Annotated in this window: 14 protein-coding genes and 1 riboswitch; of the genes, 4 read left to right on the top strand and 10 right to left on the bottom strand. The window is 53.4% G+C overall.

Annotated elements, in window-relative coordinates; translation table 11 throughout:
* Nucleotides 1–446: 446 nt before the first annotated feature.
* The gene (locus tag ACYVK4_RS09000) at nt 447–1301 is read right to left on the bottom strand and encodes a DUF2911 domain-containing protein (protein ID WP_461127160.1); all 855 of its coding nucleotides are present in this window, start codon (nt 1299–1301) and stop codon (nt 447–449) included.
* A gap of 330 nt (nt 1302–1631) precedes the next feature.
* Between ACYVK4_RS09000 and ACYVK4_RS08995 the strand changes: the two genes are divergently transcribed.
* Nucleotides 1632–3212 carry a Na+/H+ antiporter gene (locus ACYVK4_RS08995; protein ID WP_461127159.1) on the top strand — a complete coding sequence of 527 codons (1581 nt, stop codon included), beginning with the start codon at nt 1632–1634 and terminating at the stop codon, nt 3210–3212.
* 44 nt (nt 3213–3256) lie between these two features.
* On the opposite strand, the gene ACYVK4_RS08990 is transcribed toward ACYVK4_RS08995, so the two are convergent.
* Both ACYVK4_RS08990 and ACYVK4_RS08985 read right to left on the bottom strand, forming a co-directional pair.
* Entirely contained in the window at nt 3257–3565 is a 309-nt protein-coding gene (locus ACYVK4_RS08990) for a hypothetical protein (RefSeq protein WP_461127158.1), read from the bottom strand.
* Between the two features lie 29 nt (nt 3566–3594).
* Entirely contained in the window at nt 3595–4536 is a 942-nt protein-coding gene (locus ACYVK4_RS08985) for a hypothetical protein (RefSeq protein WP_461127157.1), read from the bottom strand.
* A 430-nt stretch (nt 4537–4966) separates the two neighbouring features.
* On the opposite strand from ACYVK4_RS08985, the gene katG reads away from it, so the two are divergent.
* Nucleotides 4967–7225 (top strand): catalase/peroxidase HPI, encoded by a 2259-nt coding sequence (katG, locus tag ACYVK4_RS08980; protein WP_461127156.1) that lies wholly within the window; start codon nt 4967–4969, stop codon nt 7223–7225.
* Between the two features lie 254 nt (nt 7226–7479).
* On the top strand, nt 7480–8076 hold the full coding sequence (locus ACYVK4_RS08975) for a thiamine phosphate synthase (RefSeq protein WP_461127155.1): 597 nt from the start codon (nt 7480–7482) through the stop codon (nt 8074–8076).
* On the opposite strand, the gene moeB is transcribed toward ACYVK4_RS08975, so the two are convergent.
* The 7 genes from moeB to ACYVK4_RS08940 form a co-directional block, all read right to left on the bottom strand.
* The gene (moeB, locus tag ACYVK4_RS08970; protein WP_461127154.1) at nt 8053–9129 is read right to left on the bottom strand and encodes a molybdopterin-synthase adenylyltransferase MoeB; all 1077 of its coding nucleotides are present in this window, start codon (nt 9127–9129) and stop codon (nt 8053–8055) included. The two genes, ACYVK4_RS08975 and moeB, sit on opposite strands and share 24 nt — an antisense overlap.
* Nucleotides 9126–10262: a 2-iminoacetate synthase ThiH gene (gene thiH / locus ACYVK4_RS08965; protein ID WP_461127153.1), complete on the bottom strand. Its 1137-nt coding sequence runs from the start codon at nt 10260–10262 to the stop codon at nt 9126–9128. Before thiH ends, moeB begins: the two co-directional genes overlap by 4 nt.
* Entirely contained in the window at nt 10259–11038 is a 780-nt protein-coding gene (locus ACYVK4_RS08960) for a thiazole synthase (protein WP_461127152.1), read from the bottom strand. Before ACYVK4_RS08960 ends, thiH begins: the two co-directional genes overlap by 4 nt.
* A 1-nt stretch (nt 11039) precedes the next feature.
* Complete coding sequence (locus tag ACYVK4_RS08955; protein WP_461127151.1) at nt 11040–11693, bottom strand: thiamine phosphate synthase; 654 nt, start codon at nt 11691–11693, stop codon at nt 11040–11042.
* Nucleotides 11694–11695: 2 nt separating this feature from the next.
* Nucleotides 11696–11896 (bottom strand): sulfur carrier protein ThiS, encoded by a 201-nt coding sequence (gene thiS, locus ACYVK4_RS08950; protein WP_461127150.1) that lies wholly within the window; start codon nt 11894–11896, stop codon nt 11696–11698.
* A gap of 128 nt (nt 11897–12024) precedes the next feature.
* Nucleotides 12025–12116: riboswitch (TPP riboswitch) on the bottom strand.
* Nucleotides 12117–12146: 30 nt separating this feature from the next.
* Nucleotides 12147–12275, bottom strand: coding sequence for a hypothetical protein (locus ACYVK4_RS08945; RefSeq protein ID WP_461127149.1), 129 nt, complete (start codon nt 12273–12275; stop codon nt 12147–12149).
* Nucleotides 12276–12326: 51 nt separating this feature from the next.
* On the bottom strand, nt 12327–13568 hold the full coding sequence (locus ACYVK4_RS08940; RefSeq protein WP_461127507.1) for an ABC transporter permease: 1242 nt from the start codon (nt 13566–13568) through the stop codon (nt 12327–12329).
* Nucleotides 13569–13811: 243 nt separating this feature from the next.
* Here ACYVK4_RS08940 and ggt point away from each other — a divergent pair, with 243 nt between their 5' ends.
* On the top strand, nt 13812–15620 hold the full coding sequence (gene ggt / locus ACYVK4_RS08935) for a gamma-glutamyltransferase (RefSeq protein ID WP_461127148.1): 1809 nt from the start codon (nt 13812–13814) through the stop codon (nt 15618–15620).
* The last annotated feature ends 273 nt before the right edge of the window (nt 15621–15893 follow it).

Below are 15893 nucleotides of genomic sequence, written 5' to 3'. Positions count from 1 at the left end.
TGAAAACCTGATTAAGCAGCTGATGAATTGAGAAGCTGAAGCATCTTTTCAAAACAAGACACTTGGAAATTGAGCTGAAAGAGGACGGAGACAAAAGACTTGTTACTATCGCTCTGGTAACCTTGTAACGTATAAGTAAGTTCCTTACGTATCAGGGAAGAGAAATATAAAATTGGGCCAAAAGACCATACAGCTATATACGAATAAAGCCAACAGGCAGATTTCTTATTAATAGTTCTGATTATATATGCTTTTACCCAAATAGTGATGCTTATAACTTGTTGCATTGGGCACTCATATGTCGTCGTTACTCATTGTGTCGTTTATACATTTAATTTTCCTTAGTGAGTCTGTGCAATATAGTGTTTAACGAACCATAAACAAAAATAGCTGACCCTGTGTGGATCAGCTATTTTCACTAAAGCGGATAACGGTGTGTCCGACTGTTATTTTTTAGCCGATGCAATCAGGTCTGTGGCCATTTTTACATAATCTGCGTTTTTGGCTTCGGTTGCCAGAGCCACCGTTTTCTCGGCACTGGCAATAGCACTGGCTTTCTGGTTCATTTTTAATTCAATCCGGGATTTCAGCAACATCATCCAGAATGCTTTCGGATTTTGCTCCGTGGCTTTCGTTACCCAGCCGAGGGCCTGTTTCAGATCCCGGTTCGTATCGTAATAATAACTGGCGGCTTCAAAATAAGCGGGCTTATCAGATGCCATTGAAGCCTCAATATTCTTGACAATCGTTTGGTCGATGTCGGCGGTGATGGCAACGGGAACCCGGGTTTTATCCCACATAATTTCCAGCACGGCTGAGTTCGGCAGGATATCGGCGATGTTGATGGTAAAGGTCTCTACTTTATTGGCCAGTGTAGTCGGTTTCACCTGAACCCGTACCACTTCGCTCTCTTTTTTATAATCGCCCACGTTAGCGCCCAGCGTAAGGTCTTTGGTGAGCATAACTTCCCAGCTGTTCTTGCCCGGAATGGTCAACAGGCCGTAAGTACCTGCTTTTACTTCTTTGCCTTCCAGCTTCACATCCGACGAAAACGTAATCTTCGAGGTTGCATTGGCACCGGTGCGCCAGATTTTGTCGTATGGAACCAGATCACCGAAGATGGTGCGTCCTTTGATCGCAGGTCTCGAATACTCAAGCGTGATCTCCCCTAACGCAAAGCTCTGTTTGGTGGTTTGGGAAGGGCTGGCGGCCGGTACTTTAAGCTGAGCCTGCGCCATGTTGAGTGAACCAAGTGTGAGTAGAATCGCTACGGCAAGTGATGAGAAACGTAAACTCTTCATAATGAAGGAACAATGAAATTAGTAGTTGTGAGTTTGTTTTTAATCCTCAAAGGTACAGATTATTATGCCTGATATGATTCTTCCGAAATGAAGTAAATGTGTCCGAGGCTTATTGGTTGAAGGAAAGGTAAAAATAGTCTTATTCCCTCTACAGGTTACCCATACGGGAAGCCAGAATACCGGTCGGGTTGTGGAGTAGATCGTTCCGACTGATTTACCTCATGTTTTACTGTAAAATCATTTATTTATACCGCTTTGGACAGCTTTATACGTGGTAGGTTTGTTACTGATCTGTGGCCTGAACGGGTCAGCTACGTAGCGTAAACCGGAATGCATCCACTCGAAACAGTTCTGTTACTGTTAATTTTTGTCATCGTTCTGGCGGTCCTGGCCCGTAAGCTTAAGTTGGCCTTCCCGATATTGTTGACGGTGGGAGGCCTTGTTATCAGCTTTTTCCCCGGATTGCCAAACGTAGACCTCGACTCGTCGGTGGTGCTGGTGGTTTTTTTACCCCCGTTGCTGTATAGTGCTGCCTGGTACACCAACTGGAGCGATTTTCGCCGAAATCTGGAACCCGTTGTGGTGCTTGCTCTGGGGCTGGTACTCGTTACCAGTGTGGGTATAGCGTATGTCGCCAATCTGTTTATTCCGGGCTTTACGCTGGCAACGGGGCTGCTGCTGGGGGCCGTTGTCTCACCTTCCGATGCGGTGGCTGCAACGGCTGTGATGAAGACGCTGTCGGTGCCCCGAAAAATTGAGATCATCCTGGAAGGGGAAAGTCTGGTCAATGATGCGACGGCGCTGGTGATCTTTCAGCTGGCATTGGTTGCCGTTGGTACGGGAAATTTCTCGCTGGCCGACTCGCTACTCGATTTCGTTCGGCTGGCCGTGGGCGGCATTGTCGTTGGTTTGGTGACAGGCTACCTGTCGGCCTGGCTGCATAAATATGCCCATCTGGAACCGGCTCTGGAAACGGTACTAACATTCGTAACGGCCTATTCGGCTTATTTAGCGGCCGAACATCTAGCGTTAAGTGGTGTCCTGAGCGTGGTTTCGGCAGGGTTGGTGGTTGGGCACAAGCAATCGAGGGTGCACAGCCCCATCACGCGGATGCAGGCGGTGGCCGTCTGGAATTTTGTGGTGGTACTCCTGAACGGACTGATCTTTATTCTGATTGGTCTCCAATTGCCCGATATGGTGGCCGACATCAACGGTCAGTCGCTGGGGCAGCTGATCGGGATTGGGCTGCTCATCAGCGTAACGGCCGTAGCGATCCGATTTCTGTACATCTTTCTCACCGATTCGATATCCAATCAGATCCATAAGCTGATGCATCACCCCCCGCTTTTTCCGTCCCGCAAGCACACCACCTTGCTGGCCTATATCAGCATGCGCGGCATTGTGTCGCTGGCCGCAGCCCTGTCGATTCCGGTACAACTGCCCGGCGGCACCCCCTTCCCTGAGCGCAATCTGATTGTATTCATTACCTTTTGTGTCATCCTGTTTACGCTGGTAGGGCAGGGGATTTTTCTGCCTGCCTTCATTCGATGGCTGCACTTTGGTCAGCTAACCACCGACTATCTGTCTAAAAAAGAGGTACGTCAACGACTATCGAAGCAGGCACTCACGGCTGTTCAGGGGCTGGTCGATAGAGAGGGGCTTACCGGCGAAACCGTCCGGCGAATCATTGCCCGGCATCAGGCTCGTGTTGATGAGCTTGAGCAGGGCGATCGGCCGTCGGTTGTGTCGCAGCATCAGCTCCGGCAGAAATTGATGCTTTCTGCTATTCAGGTGCAACGGAGGGTATTGCTGGAGCTACGGGATGCCCAGCAGATCGATGTCGACCTGTTTCATGAGCTGGAAAATGAACTGGACCGCGAAGAGGTACAACTCCAAAAAATGGATGATTAAATGCATTCCCGGAAAGGCCATTTATCTCTTGTCAACTAGACGACTTACTGAATCGTTTTCACCAGCACCCGAACCCGCTGATTCAGGTGAATGGTGTCGCCGGTTACCGTTATTTTATCACCTACCTTTACGAGTCGATACGCCTGCTGCATGCGTACCCGGCTCATCAGGGCGTCAAAATCACGACCACCGGCCTCACGCAGGCTGGCCGTATAGCCGTCTTTACCCGGCTCGATTTGCTGAACGATCCCCGTTTTTGAAAAGGGTTTGGCACGGGTACAGGCGGTGAAAAATAAGATGATCAGGGCGGTCAAGCCTGATAACACAACGGCTGAAAACGCTTTATAACGCATAAGAAGATATATTTTTCCCGGGAAGGGCATTAGAGTTGTTTGAATACGTTGAGCTGCAGACTTTGTAAATCCACGTAAAAAAGGCGGACCTCCGCCTGAAGCTGGTTCAGCATGTCGGCCCGCGCCAGCAGGTTGCCCGCCCCATAATCGCCTTCGGTACCAAAGTAGAGTTGTTTTTCTAACGGAGAGGTGTCCGATAACGTATAGGCTACCCAGCGCTGTCGCGTCGCAAAACTGATCGAATGCTGACCGCTATAGCTGAATGAAGGTCCGGTCAGCATTTGCCAGACGAACGGCGGGTAAAACGCTGACTGTTGGCGCTGATCCCATATGTCGGTCAGCAAATTGCGATCATCCACCAGGTGAACGGTACGTTTTGAGGCTACCGCGGCCTTACCGGCCAGAAAAGCGCTTGCCACCCCACCGCCAATGCTTACCGTTTTATTGGGCGTATCGGCCCGGATAAAGGCGGTGGCAACGGTGGTCAGGGCGCCCACAATCACCGAAAGGATGGTTAACTGCTGAATACGTTTACCATCCATCTGCTGCAGATAGGCTGCCAGTCGATTCGCTCGCTCGGCCTCACAGTCAAGCTCGGCGGCTATGCCCGACACTTGCATGGAAGCCAGCCAAAGCCGGTCAGTGATTTGTTGCCGCTGCGCAGAGCGTTCCCGTTCCGTACCGGTCGGATTGGTCGTTTTGAGCCCGATGGATCTCCGGAGTAAAGGCAGAATACCGGCGGCATTGGCCACAAGCAGATCATGGGTCGAAAATCGATTTGTCAGGCTGGTGTCTGTTTTCAGGATCGTCTGCATATCGGGCAAGGGGAGATAGCTCGAATCGTACGCCAGCCTGACGGTTGGCTGGCAATATTTTTTCTGCTGGCTCGAAGCGATCAAGCTGGGTTTGAGCGACTGACATGAGAACAGAACCAGGCCGATGAGCAGGAGTAAGGGTGCTGTTGGACGCATGTTGTGTGGCGGACCAGCTCGTACTGGCCGCTACAAACCTACTACAGGACGCAGTGCCCCCTCTGGTACAAATCAACGGTATTGCAGTAAAACGAGAGGTTTTTACGCTGGCCATGAAACCGCAACCGTAAGCCACTTTCCGTTCGTTTATAAAACGTTTTCTGTCAAACGTGAAGACGTTTTTCGTCAACTATAAAGCTGAGTAGTTTGCTGACATCTTCATAAACAAGTTATTGCTGTTTTCAGGCAAATTGCTGCTTTAAAGTCCATTATCTGTACAGGTACTAACCTGCCGAACAGCTTATAAATACTTATAAGGTAGGCTTGCACTGACTTATAGATTTTATCGATAAGTATATAAAAACAATTAATAACAACTATCTGTGTGATTCATGTAAATTTGGTCCCACAAACGCTAAATCTATAAAACATGTCAGATCATATATTTCCACAGGAGTCCCCGGCTTCTGTCAGTTACACCACAAATGGGGAGGCTAAGTGCCCGTTCACCGGCGCATCGTCGATGCCGAATGGTAAAAGTGCCGGAGCCGGTACCAGAAACCGTGACTGGTGGCCCAATCAATTGAAGTTGAACGTGCTCCGCCAGCATTCGTCGCTGTCCAATCCAATGGGTGAGGACTTCAACTACGCCGAGGCTTTCAAGTCGCTTGATCTGGCGGCTGTAAAAAAAGATATCTTCGACCTGATGACGACCTCGCAGGATTGGTGGCCGGCCGACTACGGTCATTACGGGCCGTTCTTTATCCGGATGGCGTGGCACAGTGCCGGTACGTACCGCATCGCCGACGGGCGGGGTGGTGCCGGAGCGGGTACGCAGCGTTTTGCACCCCTCAACAGCTGGCCCGATAACGCCAACCTCGACAAGGCCCGCCTGTTGCTGTGGCCGGTTAAACAGAAATACGGCAAGAAACTTTCGTGGGCCGATCTCATGATCCTCGCCGGTAACTGCGCGCTGGAGTCGATGGGCTTCAAGACGTTTGGTTTCGCGGGTGGCCGGGAAGACGTTTGGGAACCACAGGAGGACATCTACTGGGGTTCTGAAGGCGAGTGGCTGGGCGACAAACGCTATACCGGCGATCGCGAACTCGAAAATCCGCTGGCGGCTGTTCAGATGGGACTCATCTACGTGAATCCGGAAGGCCCTAACGGCAAACCGGATCCCCTGGCCTCGGCCCGTGACATTCGGGATACGTTTGGCCGCATGGCGATGAATGACGAAGAGACGGTGGCACTGATTGCCGGTGGACACACCTTCGGTAAAACACACGGAGCTGCTGATCCGGGCGAGTACGTAGGGGCCGAACCGGCCGGTGCGGGCATTGAGGAGCAAAGCCTCGGCTGGAAAAATACCTTCGGTTCGGGCAATGCCGGCGACACCATCACCAGCGGTCTGGAAGGTGCTTGGACCACAACGCCAACGCAGTGGGACAATAACTACTTCGACAACCTGTTCGGTTTTGAGTGGGAGCTGACGAAGAGCCCGGCCGGTGCACAGCAATGGCGGCCGAAAGATGGCGCAGGGGTGGGTACCGTACCCGACGCGCACGATCCGGCCAAGCGCCACGCGCCCATGATGTTTACGACGGACCTCGCCTTGCGAATGGACCCCGTCTATGAGCCAATTTCACGGCGTTTTCATCAGAATCCGGACCAGTTCGCCGATGCGTTTGCACGGGCGTGGTTCAAACTGACCCACCGCGATATGGGCCCGATTGCCCGTTATCTCGGTCCAGAGGTGCCTACCGAAGAGTTGATCTGGCAGGACCCGATTCCAGCTGTTACGCACGAACTGATCGACGATCAGGATATTGCCGCCCTGAAAGCAACGATACTGGCTTCCGGCCTGTCGGTGTCTCAACTGGTATCGACTGCCTGGGCATCGGCATCGACCTTCCGGGGTTCCGATAAGCGCGGTGGTGCCAATGGAGCCCGTATTCGGCTGGCACCGCAGAAAGACTGGGACGTGAATCACCCCGGTCTGCTGGGGAATGTGCTGGCGAAATTTGAGGAAATCCAAACGGCCTTCAACAGGGCTCAGTCGGGTGGAAAGCAGGTTTCGATTGCCGATCTGATCGTGCTGGGGGGCTGTGTCGGTGTTGAACAGGCTGCTGCAAAAGCTGGACAAACGGTAACGGTTCCCTTCACGCCGGGCCGCACCGATGCGTCGCAGGCGCAAACCGATGTCGAGTCATTCGCCGTCCTGCAGCCCGAAGCCGATGGTTTCCGGAACTACGCCAAAACGAAATACACGGTATCGGCCGAAGAAATGCTGATTGACAAAGCGCAGCTGCTCACGCTGACCGCGCCCGAAATGACGGCTCTGCTGGGAGGTATGCGGGTGCTGAACACCAACTACGGTTTCTCGAAACACGGCGTATTCACCAGCCGTCCGGAAGCACTTACCAATGATTTCTTCGTGAACCTGCTCGATTTCGGTACTACCTGGAAAGCCGTTTCGCACGCTCAGGATGTGTTTGAAGGTCGCGATCGGGTAACCGGTGAGCTCAAGTGGACGGGTACGCGGGTCGATCTGATCTTCGGTTCCAACTCAGAGCTGCGGGCGCTGGCCGAAGTCTACGCCTGCGAAGATGGCCAGGAGCGGTTCGTGAAGGATTTTGTAGCTACCTGGACTAAAGTGATGAATCTGGACCGGTTCGATCTGGCCTGATTTGAATAGCTAATAAGTAACGAGTAGGTAAACGGGGGATTAGTTGAGAGACTGCATGTCAGTTTTTAACTAATTCTCCGTTTGGCTTTTACGGGTGTCTATCCAGCCTGATCGTTGGGTAGTCCTGAATCCTGCTGTTCTCTCGATTCAAAAATACCCGGTCAGGCGTGCCTGTAAACAGCATGTGGCTGGTTTATGTCGTAAACAACAACGAACTCATACCGGCTCGGCACTCTTTTTAGCTAAAAAATACAATGAATACCAGCCCATTTTTATTCGTTGGCATAACCGATGACAGCGCTCTTTGTCACGACCTGCCGACACTAACGACCCTCTTGACCAACAGGCTTGACTTCCTCTACTGGCGCTCCACAGTCGGGGAAAGCCGGGCGGAACAGTTGCCGATAGACAGACAGGCATCTGTTTTGCTCCCGGCAATCGAACCCGATCAGGTACCCGCCCCCTTTCGATGGCACTTAAAAGAGGCCGACCGACGCAGATTGCCACCCACTCAGGGAAGCCCGTTTTCCACCAGCATTCACCACCTCACAGCATGGGCCGAACTGGCCGGGAAAGCCGAACTGGTTTTTTACAGTCCGGTCTTTGCCAGTATAAGCAAGCCAGGCTATGGCCCGTCAGTCAGCCTGGAAACCGTTAGTCAGCAAATAGCCGCGATTCGCCAGCAGCACGACCGGCTACCCCGGCTAATAGGGCTGGGGGGGATACAGGCCGATAATATAAGGCTGGTCAGGCAGGCCGGTTTCGATGGAGCTGCGCTGATGGGAGCACTATGGCAATCCCCTAACCCGATTGACGCGTTTGATCGGTTAAAAGAAGCCAGTCATCGTTGAGTCATCCCGAACAGCACGGAGCCCACCCTTCAGGCTGAATACATTCGAATAGCCCTGTGCCAGCAGAAACGCAGCCGCCTGCTTACTACGTCCGCCCGACTGGCAGTGCACAACGACCGGCTGGTCGGTGGGTATCAGCGTTGGCTGGTTTAGCAACTCGCCAAGGGGCACCGAACGGCCACCGAGGTTATCCCCGGCGTATTCGTGCGGATCACGAACATCCACTAGTAGTGGCCTGTCGGTCTGGGCCATCCAGTTCAGTAAGGCCTGAGCCGTGATTTCCGGAACAACGCTTTCGCAGCCAGGTGCCGAATCAGGTAAGTCCCGTATCGCTTTATTGGCCGGATTGGCCACCAGTGAAAACGTGTTGAACGAGCAGGACAGTGCGTTAAAAACCAGCAGCGTACCACTCAGCAGGTCGCCGGTGCGGGTAATCAGTTTGATAACTTCATTGGCCATCAGGCAACCCGTTATTCCCGGCAACACACCCAGTACACCCACCTCGCCACAGGCTTCCAAATCACTGGGTTCGGGATACAGGCATCGGTAGGTAGGTCCGCCATTGTGATTGAATACGCTCACCTGCCCGTCGAATTTGTAAATCGAACCGAACACCAGGGGTTTATTCAGCAACACACAGGCATCATTCACCAGATAGCGGGTAGCGAAATTATCGGACCCGTCTACCACGATGTCATAATCAGCCAGCAGTGACAGGGCGTTCGTGCGATCCAGAAAGACGGGGTGCGCCACTACCGAAATATAAGGATTTTGCCGGGCCAGCAGACTGGCGGCTACACTAGCCTTAGCCCGGCCAACGTGCTCGGGTGAAAACAGGATCTGTCGTTGCAGATTGCTTTCTTCTACCGTATCGCCATCAATGATGCCCAGTACGCCAACGCCCGCAGCCATCAGGTACTGACCGACGGGGCAACCCAGACCACCCGCCCCGATCAGCGCTACGCGGGCCTGTTTGAGTCGCTGCTGACCGGCCAGCCCAATCTCGGGCAGCCGGATGTGGCGGCTGTAGCGGTTTAGTTCTTCGTCGGTCATTGGTGTGTGAGCGTTTTGTCCCAGTCTTTCCAAACCGGATCGTAGCCCTGACGGCGGATGACCTCAACCATCTCGGCGGGGGTGCGTTCGTCTGAAATGGTGAACTGCTCCAGTGACTGTGGAGCCACCGCGTAGCCCCCCGGGTTGGTTTTCGACCCTGCGCTCAGGCTGGTAACCCCAACTTTCAGCACGTGATCGCGGAAGCGCGGGGTTTCGCGGGTCGACAGCGATAAGTCGACCTCTTCGTTGAAAAGCCGGTAGGCACAGATCAGTTGCACCAGATCGCGGTCGGTCATACAGCGTTCGAACGACTTTGAGGTGATGGCGTCATTTTCCAGCAGGTCAATCGGCCGCAAACGCGGGAAGGAGATGCTGTATTTGGTTTGCCAGTAAGTCCGTTCGAGGTAATGCAGATGAGCCGCCGTAAAAAAACTGTCCGTCCGCCAGTCTTCCAGGCCCAGCAACGCCCCCAACCCCATTTTATGGATACCCGACCGGCCCAGTCGGTCGGGTGTGTCGAGCCGGTAGGCGAAGTTCGATTTCTTGCCTTTAGGGTGGTGGTTCCTGTACGTTTCCCGGTGATAGGTTTCCTGATAGACCAGCACGGTGTTCAGTCCTTCGGCTATTAGTTCTTCGTATTCCGGCTGGTCCAGCGGCTGCACCTCCATCGAAATATGGGCGAAATGGGGACGCAACAGTCGGATAGCGTTTTTCAGGTAGGGTACCCCCACGGTCTGGTTCGCTTCGCCGGTCACCAGCAGCACGTGGTCATAGCCCATTCGTTTAAGTGCCTGCGCTTCACGCTCTATCTCATTGTCGGTCAGCGTTTTTCGCAGGATTTTATTGTCCAGGCTGAAGGCGCAATAGGTGCAGATGTTCTGGCACTCGTTGGAGAGGTAGAGCGGTGCATAGAGTTGAATCGTTTTCCCAAACCGTTTCTGGGTCAGCTGGTGGCTAAGCCGGGCCATTGTCTCCAGATACGGCTGAGCCGCCGGTGAAATCAGGGCTTTGAAGTCATCGAGTGTCCGTCGGGAACGGTCCAGCGCCTGTTCCACCTGCCGGGGCTTCGTGGCATAAATAGCCTGCTGCACGGTGTCCCAGTCGTGCGCATCAAACCAGGTATCTGTACTCATAGCTCGTCGAGGAAAGCGGTTAAGGGACTGCTGGCCTGGGCCGCTACCGACGGACGGGCCAGCCGGGCTTCATAAGCTATTCGGCCAGCGTCAACGGCCATTCTGAAAGCCATCGCCATCCGCACCGGGTCGTCGGAAACGGCAATGGCGGTGTTTACCAGAACGGCATCGGCTCCGAGTTCCATGGCAGCCGCTGCGTGCGAAGGGGCTCCCAGTCCCGCATCAACCACCACCGGAACCCGGCTCTGCTCGATGATAATTTCCAGAAAGTCGATGGTTCGCAGTCCTTTATTGGTGCCAATAGGCGCACCCAGCGGCATAACGGCGGCCACGCCAACCTCTTCCAGCCGTTTGCACAACACCGGATCGGCGTGAATATAAGGCAGGACCACGAAGCCCAGTCGGACTAACTCCTCGGCAGCTTTCAGAGTTTCGATGGGATCGGGCAGCAGGTATTTGGGGTCGGGGTGGATTTCCAGCTTCAGCCAATTTGTTTCCAGGGCTTCCCGCGCCATCTGGGCCGCAAATACGGCCTCTCTGGCTGTCCGGACACCGGATGTATTTGGCAATAAATTAAAGGAAGAATGGGCCAGATGCGCCAGCATGTCATCCTGGCTGTTGTGGACGTCTACCCGCCTGAGGGCAACGGTTACCAGCTCCGTTCCCGACGCCCGCAGGGCCTCTTCCATGAGCCGGGTGGAGCCGAATTTACCCGTGCCCGTAAACAGCCGCGAGCCAAATGATTTTCCGGCAATAACGACAGGTTGCGTATTCATATCAATTACGTTGGTAGGGTGAAGTCATCAGTTGAGATAAAAACAGGCGCGTTTGGGCCGCCGGATCAGCCGCATTTGTGATAGCCGCCGACACCGCAATACCGTGTAGGCCCACGCCCAACAGCGCGGTTACATCGGCCATCGTAATGCCCCCGATGCCGATAATGGGTAAGGTGATCAACTCGCTTCGGCAAGCCGATAAAATACGCTCGTAGCCATCCAGACCCAGAATTGGGCTCAGTTTTTCTTTGGTCGTTGTGAACCGAAAAGGGCCCAGCCCAACGTAATCGGCCCCGTCGCGCTGGTGGGCCCGGACCGTATCCAGCGTGTTGGCCGTTCCACCGATCAGAAACCCATTACCCAGCCGGGCGCGGGCTTCCGCAACGGGCATGTCGTCCTGCCCCAGATGGACACCATCGGCACCAATCTCACCGGCCAGGTAGGCATTGTCATTGATGATCAATAGGGCGTTGTGCGCATGGCAGGCGGCCAGCGTTTCCTGCGCCACTGCTTTCCAGTCGGCATAGGGCTGATTTTTTAGGCGTAACTGCACCCAGTCGGCTCCGGCCCGGCAGGCCGTTTCGGCTTGCTCCGGTCTGGTTACGATGTAGTGTAAAGGGCTGATAATGCCCTTTCGGGCGGCTTTCTGACTCATAATTATCCTCCCTGAGTGGCTTGTAGAACCGTGATTTTTTCGTTCCCGGATAAGGAAAACTCGTTCCAGGCTGCGCGGGGAACGATGGCGTTGTTAACGGCGACGGCGATGCCCTTTTTGTCGGCAAGGGCTAGCTGGACGAGAAGCTGTCCAAGCAACGTGGTCGAGGTCTCAACGGGTTGGTTATTAACAGATAAGGTCATAGTTGTCCGTAGTAGCACTAAAAGCGTCAGCTACTGGCATGAACCGGGACAATGCAACGAAAGGAGAAGAAACGATGATGAGCGCCGACTCTTTGTGCGGATATACCGGTACAAATCTCTGGTCGAACGCCTGTCTTTTCGCTTTTCCCTCCGCAGGTATTATCCTGTTCAGGTTCAAAGGGTGAACTCTCAGCCCGGTTGGGCACCCCTAAAGCTTCGCTTTTCAGCTAAACAAATGTATGAAAGGTTTTCAGAAAATGGGATTCGATACCCGATTATTTCCGGCAATGCACAGCACGAAGCGAGCGCACACCATCTGGTGTACTCCGCTTAAAATGCGCGTATTGAGTGACGGTTGTCGGGCACCGGCGTTCGTCATGGAAAGACGGTCGATACGTCTCTGAACCGCTTGCCCCGAACGTCCCCGCTTTTACTTGGCCCGAATCGCAATAACAGGATCGAGACGGGCTGCGGAGAAGGCCGGAATAATCCCCGACAGAATGCCGATCACGCTGGAAACCCCTAAGCCTAAGATGATATTGCCCGATGTCAGCTGAAGATCGAGGCTGCCCAGATCCATGAACGACAGCAGGTACACCAGCAGAATACCCACCAGGCCACCCACCAGACTCAACAGGATCGCTTCGAATAGAAATTGAAAGAGAATTACGTAGTTTTTAGCCCCCAGCGATTTCTGAATACCAATGATGTTCGTTCGTTCTTTTACGCTGACGAACATAATATTGGCAATGCCGAAGCCGCCAATCAGGATCGAAAAGCCGCCGATGACCCAACCCGCCACCGTGAGTACGGCAAAAATTCCGCTAATGGCCTTGGCTGCGGCTTCGGGTCGGTTGATGGCAAAATTATCGTCCTGGGTAGGGCGTAATCCCCGTCGGGTACGCATAAGTCCCCGAATTTCGCTTTCGAGTTCCAGCAGCCCCTCGTCTGTATCGTACCCTTTCACGGCAATCGTCATGTTGGGGTTCAGCGAATAGAACATCTTGGAGAAAGCGCCGTAGGGAATCAGGCATTTTACATCAGGATTGCCGCCCACATTGACGATGCTTTCTCCTTTTCGGCGCTGCACACCAATCACCGTGAAGTTGAGACCATTGATTTTAAATCGCTTGCCAACCGGGTCCAGGCCGGGAAAAATGTTTTCGGCGACGTCGGAGCCGATAATGGCGACGTTACGGGCTACGTCGATCTCCTGCTGGGTGAAGTACCGTCCGTTTTCAATCGGAATGTCCGTTACGATGTTCAGATCGAGTGTCGTGCCCTGAATAATGGAAGCCATGCTGTTGTTGCCCTGCTTGACCGTTACCCGACCTTTTGAACTCATGGCTACAATAGCCTTGGCGTTTTCCAGTCGTTCACTCATAAATTTGAACTCCCCGTATTTTGGGATGGGCCGCTGAAAAAATTTCCACCACTGAAAATTTCCGTCGAATACCCAGGGCCATTTATCGACATAGATCACCTTGTCGCCAACAAATGATAGACTCTCTTTAATGTTTCGTTCCAGTGAATCGACCAGCGTGAAGACGCCAATAATGGCAAAGATACCAATGGTCACGCCCAGCAGCGAAAGCATGGTACGCAAAAGGTTCGAACGAAGCGCCTGCCACGCGAACCGAAAACTTTCAAAAGCCTGACGAATGAACTTCACCTGATGTAAAGAGCGAAAGAGTGAAAGAGTAAGGAGTGAAAGCGGATCGCCGGAGCGGACCGTTTCACCTGGCTGCTGTTCTGCCATGATAACTCCAATCATTGAATGTACGACATTGGAATTTCATCGCCAAAGCATTTTGGACAAGTACAACGTTCGGGCGGATAAGTGGCGGATTTGGGTATGAGCGGTATAACGCTATTTTTGTAAATTAACGGAATACAACCGCAACCTGAACACCCTATGCACAAACGTACCACGCCTTATTTCCTTCTATTCCTTTTTGCGCTGGCGGTCGCTTCCTGCAAAACCCAATCGCCCACCACCTCGACCGCCGATACGAAGGTTAGCCAGAGTCAGGGCGTTTATCAATACCGCGATGAAGACCCGACCGTCAAGCCTTTTTTCTCGGATCGGGTAGGCGTTACGGGCCGAAACGGTATGGTGGCATCGGCTCACCCGGAGGCTTCGCAGGTTGGCCTGAACATTCTGAAGGCCGGTGGTAACGCCGTCGATGCGGCCGTGGCGGTACAGTTTACGCTGGCAGTGGTGTATCCGGGCGCGGGCAACATTGGCGGAGGGGGCTTTATGGTGTATCGAGAGAACGCCGGTACATCCTACTCGCTCGATTACCGCGAAAAAGCACCCGGACGCGCTACGCCAAACATGTACCTCGATTCGGTGGGCAATGTCCGGCCGGGGTTGAGCATCAGTGGGCATCTGGCCAGTGGCGTTCCGGGTTCGGTCGATGGGATGGTCGAAGCGCATAAACGTTTTGGCAAGCTGAGCTGGGCGCAGGTGCTGCAACCCGCCATCGACCTGGCCGAAAAAGGATTTGCGCTCACCGAACGTGATGCTGTAGGGCTAAACCGGATCAAGACGGACCTCCTTCAGATCAATCCGGGTAAGGCTTATTTTATGAAAAGTGCTGCCCCGTCAGATACCGTTACGTGGCACAAGGGGGATCTGCTGGTCCAGACCGATCTGGCCAAAACGCTGCAGCGTATTCAGGCGCAGGGCCGGGCTGGTTTTTACGAAGGCGAAACTGCTCGTTTGCTGGCGCAGGAAATGGTGAAGGGCAAGGGTATGATTACGGAAGAAGACCTGAAGAATTATCACTCCGTTTGGCGCGACCCCATTCAGGCTACCTACAAAAACTATAACGTGATCACGATGCCACCCACCTCAAGCGGGGGTATTGCGCTGGTGCAGATGATGCGCTTTACGGAGCCATTCCCCCTGCGCCGGTGGGGCTGGAACCGCGACAGTACGGTACAGGTCATGATTGAAGCCGAACGCCGGGTGTATGCCGACCGGGCCAAATTTTTGGGTGATCCCGATTTTGTAAAAGTGCCCACCGCCCAGTTGATGAGCCCCGACTACCTTCGCACTCGCTGGACCGATTTCTCGTGGGCTAAAGCTACCGATAGCCGCAACGTGAAAGGCGGCATGATTCCCGGCTACGAAAGTCTGGAAACGACGCACTTTTCAGTTGTCGACAAGGCGGGCAATGCCGTGAGCATTACCACCACACTGAACGGCGGTTACGGCAGTCGGGTAGTGGTTGGCGGTGCCGGATTCTTTATGAATAACGAGATGGACGACTTCAGCGTGAAACCGGGTGCCCCCAATATGTACGGGTTGATTGGCAACCAGGCCAACGCCATTGCACCCAACAAACGCATGCTGTCGTCCATGACACCCACCATTCTGGAAAAAGACGGCAAACTGTTCATGGTGGTTGGCACGCCGGGTGGCTCGACCATTATGACGTCCGTTTACCAGACCATTCTGAACGTCATCGAGCACGGCATGACCATGCAGCAGTCGGTTAACGCCCTTAAATTCCACCACCAGTGGCTACCCGATAAAACGATTTTCGAGAACGGCGCTTTTTCCGATGCCACCATCGACGCCCTGAAGAACCGGGGCTATATTCTGGAAAAACTATCCAATACCCTTGGCCGCATGGACTGTGTGCTGGTGCGGCCCGACGGTTCCTACGAAGGGGCATCGGACCCACGGGCCGACAACACCGCCCGGGGGTACTAGGCCCCAATGGGTGTTTGAGTACTGAATGCATCCTGCCTGTAGCTTCGGCTCAGGCAGGATGCATTTTTTGTTTTGTCAGAGACTGTTTTTTCTATGGAATCGAAAAGGATTACGGATAGCACAGATGGAGCGGATTTATTTTATACGGATGAAATGATTAGGTAAAGGTTGTCTGTGTATAATCCGTTCAACCTGTTTAGTTCACAATTCAACGTTGTTCCTCATGAGGCAAATCTATTTGTATAATAAAGTTCTATTTTCGGAGAAATAAAT

It is taken from the genome of Spirosoma aerophilum, assembly GCF_054782495.1.
This window is presented reverse-complemented; position numbering and strand designations above follow the sequence as displayed.

Coding starts and splice junctions, on each gene's coding strand:
- ACYVK4_RS08960 (WP_461127152.1), bottom strand. CDS start 11,038: ATGAATACGCAACCTGTCGTTATTGCCGGAAAATCATTTGGCTCGCGG.
- ACYVK4_RS08985 (WP_461127157.1), bottom strand. CDS start 4,536: ATGCGTCCAACAGCACCCTTACTCCTGCTCATCGGCCTGGTTCTGTTC.
- ACYVK4_RS08975 (WP_461127155.1), top strand. CDS start 7,480: ATGAATACCAGCCCATTTTTATTCGTTGGCATAACCGATGACAGCGCT.
- ACYVK4_RS08990 (WP_461127158.1), bottom strand. CDS start 3,565: ATGCGTTATAAAGCGTTTTCAGCCGTTGTGTTATCAGGCTTGACCGCC.
- ACYVK4_RS08995 (WP_461127159.1), top strand. CDS start 1,632: ATGCATCCACTCGAAACAGTTCTGTTACTGTTAATTTTTGTCATCGTT.
- thiH (WP_461127153.1), bottom strand. CDS start 10,262: ATGAGTACAGATACCTGGTTTGATGCGCACGACTGGGACACCGTGCAG.
- ACYVK4_RS09000 (WP_461127160.1), bottom strand. CDS start 1,301: ATGAAGAGTTTACGTTTCTCATCACTTGCCGTAGCGATTCTACTCACA.
- thiS (WP_461127150.1), bottom strand. CDS start 11,896: ATGACCTTATCTGTTAATAACCAACCCGTTGAGACCTCGACCACGTTG.
- ACYVK4_RS08955 (WP_461127151.1), bottom strand. CDS start 11,693: ATGAGTCAGAAAGCCGCCCGAAAGGGCATTATCAGCCCTTTACACTAC.
- ggt (WP_461127148.1), top strand. CDS start 13,812: ATGCACAAACGTACCACGCCTTATTTCCTTCTATTCCTTTTTGCGCTG.
- moeB (WP_461127154.1), bottom strand. CDS start 9,129: ATGACCGACGAAGAACTAAACCGCTACAGCCGCCACATCCGGCTGCCC.
- ACYVK4_RS08945 (WP_461127149.1), bottom strand. CDS start 12,275: ATGACGAACGCCGGTGCCCGACAACCGTCACTCAATACGCGCATTTTA.
- katG (WP_461127156.1), top strand. CDS start 4,967: ATGTCAGATCATATATTTCCACAGGAGTCCCCGGCTTCTGTCAGTTAC.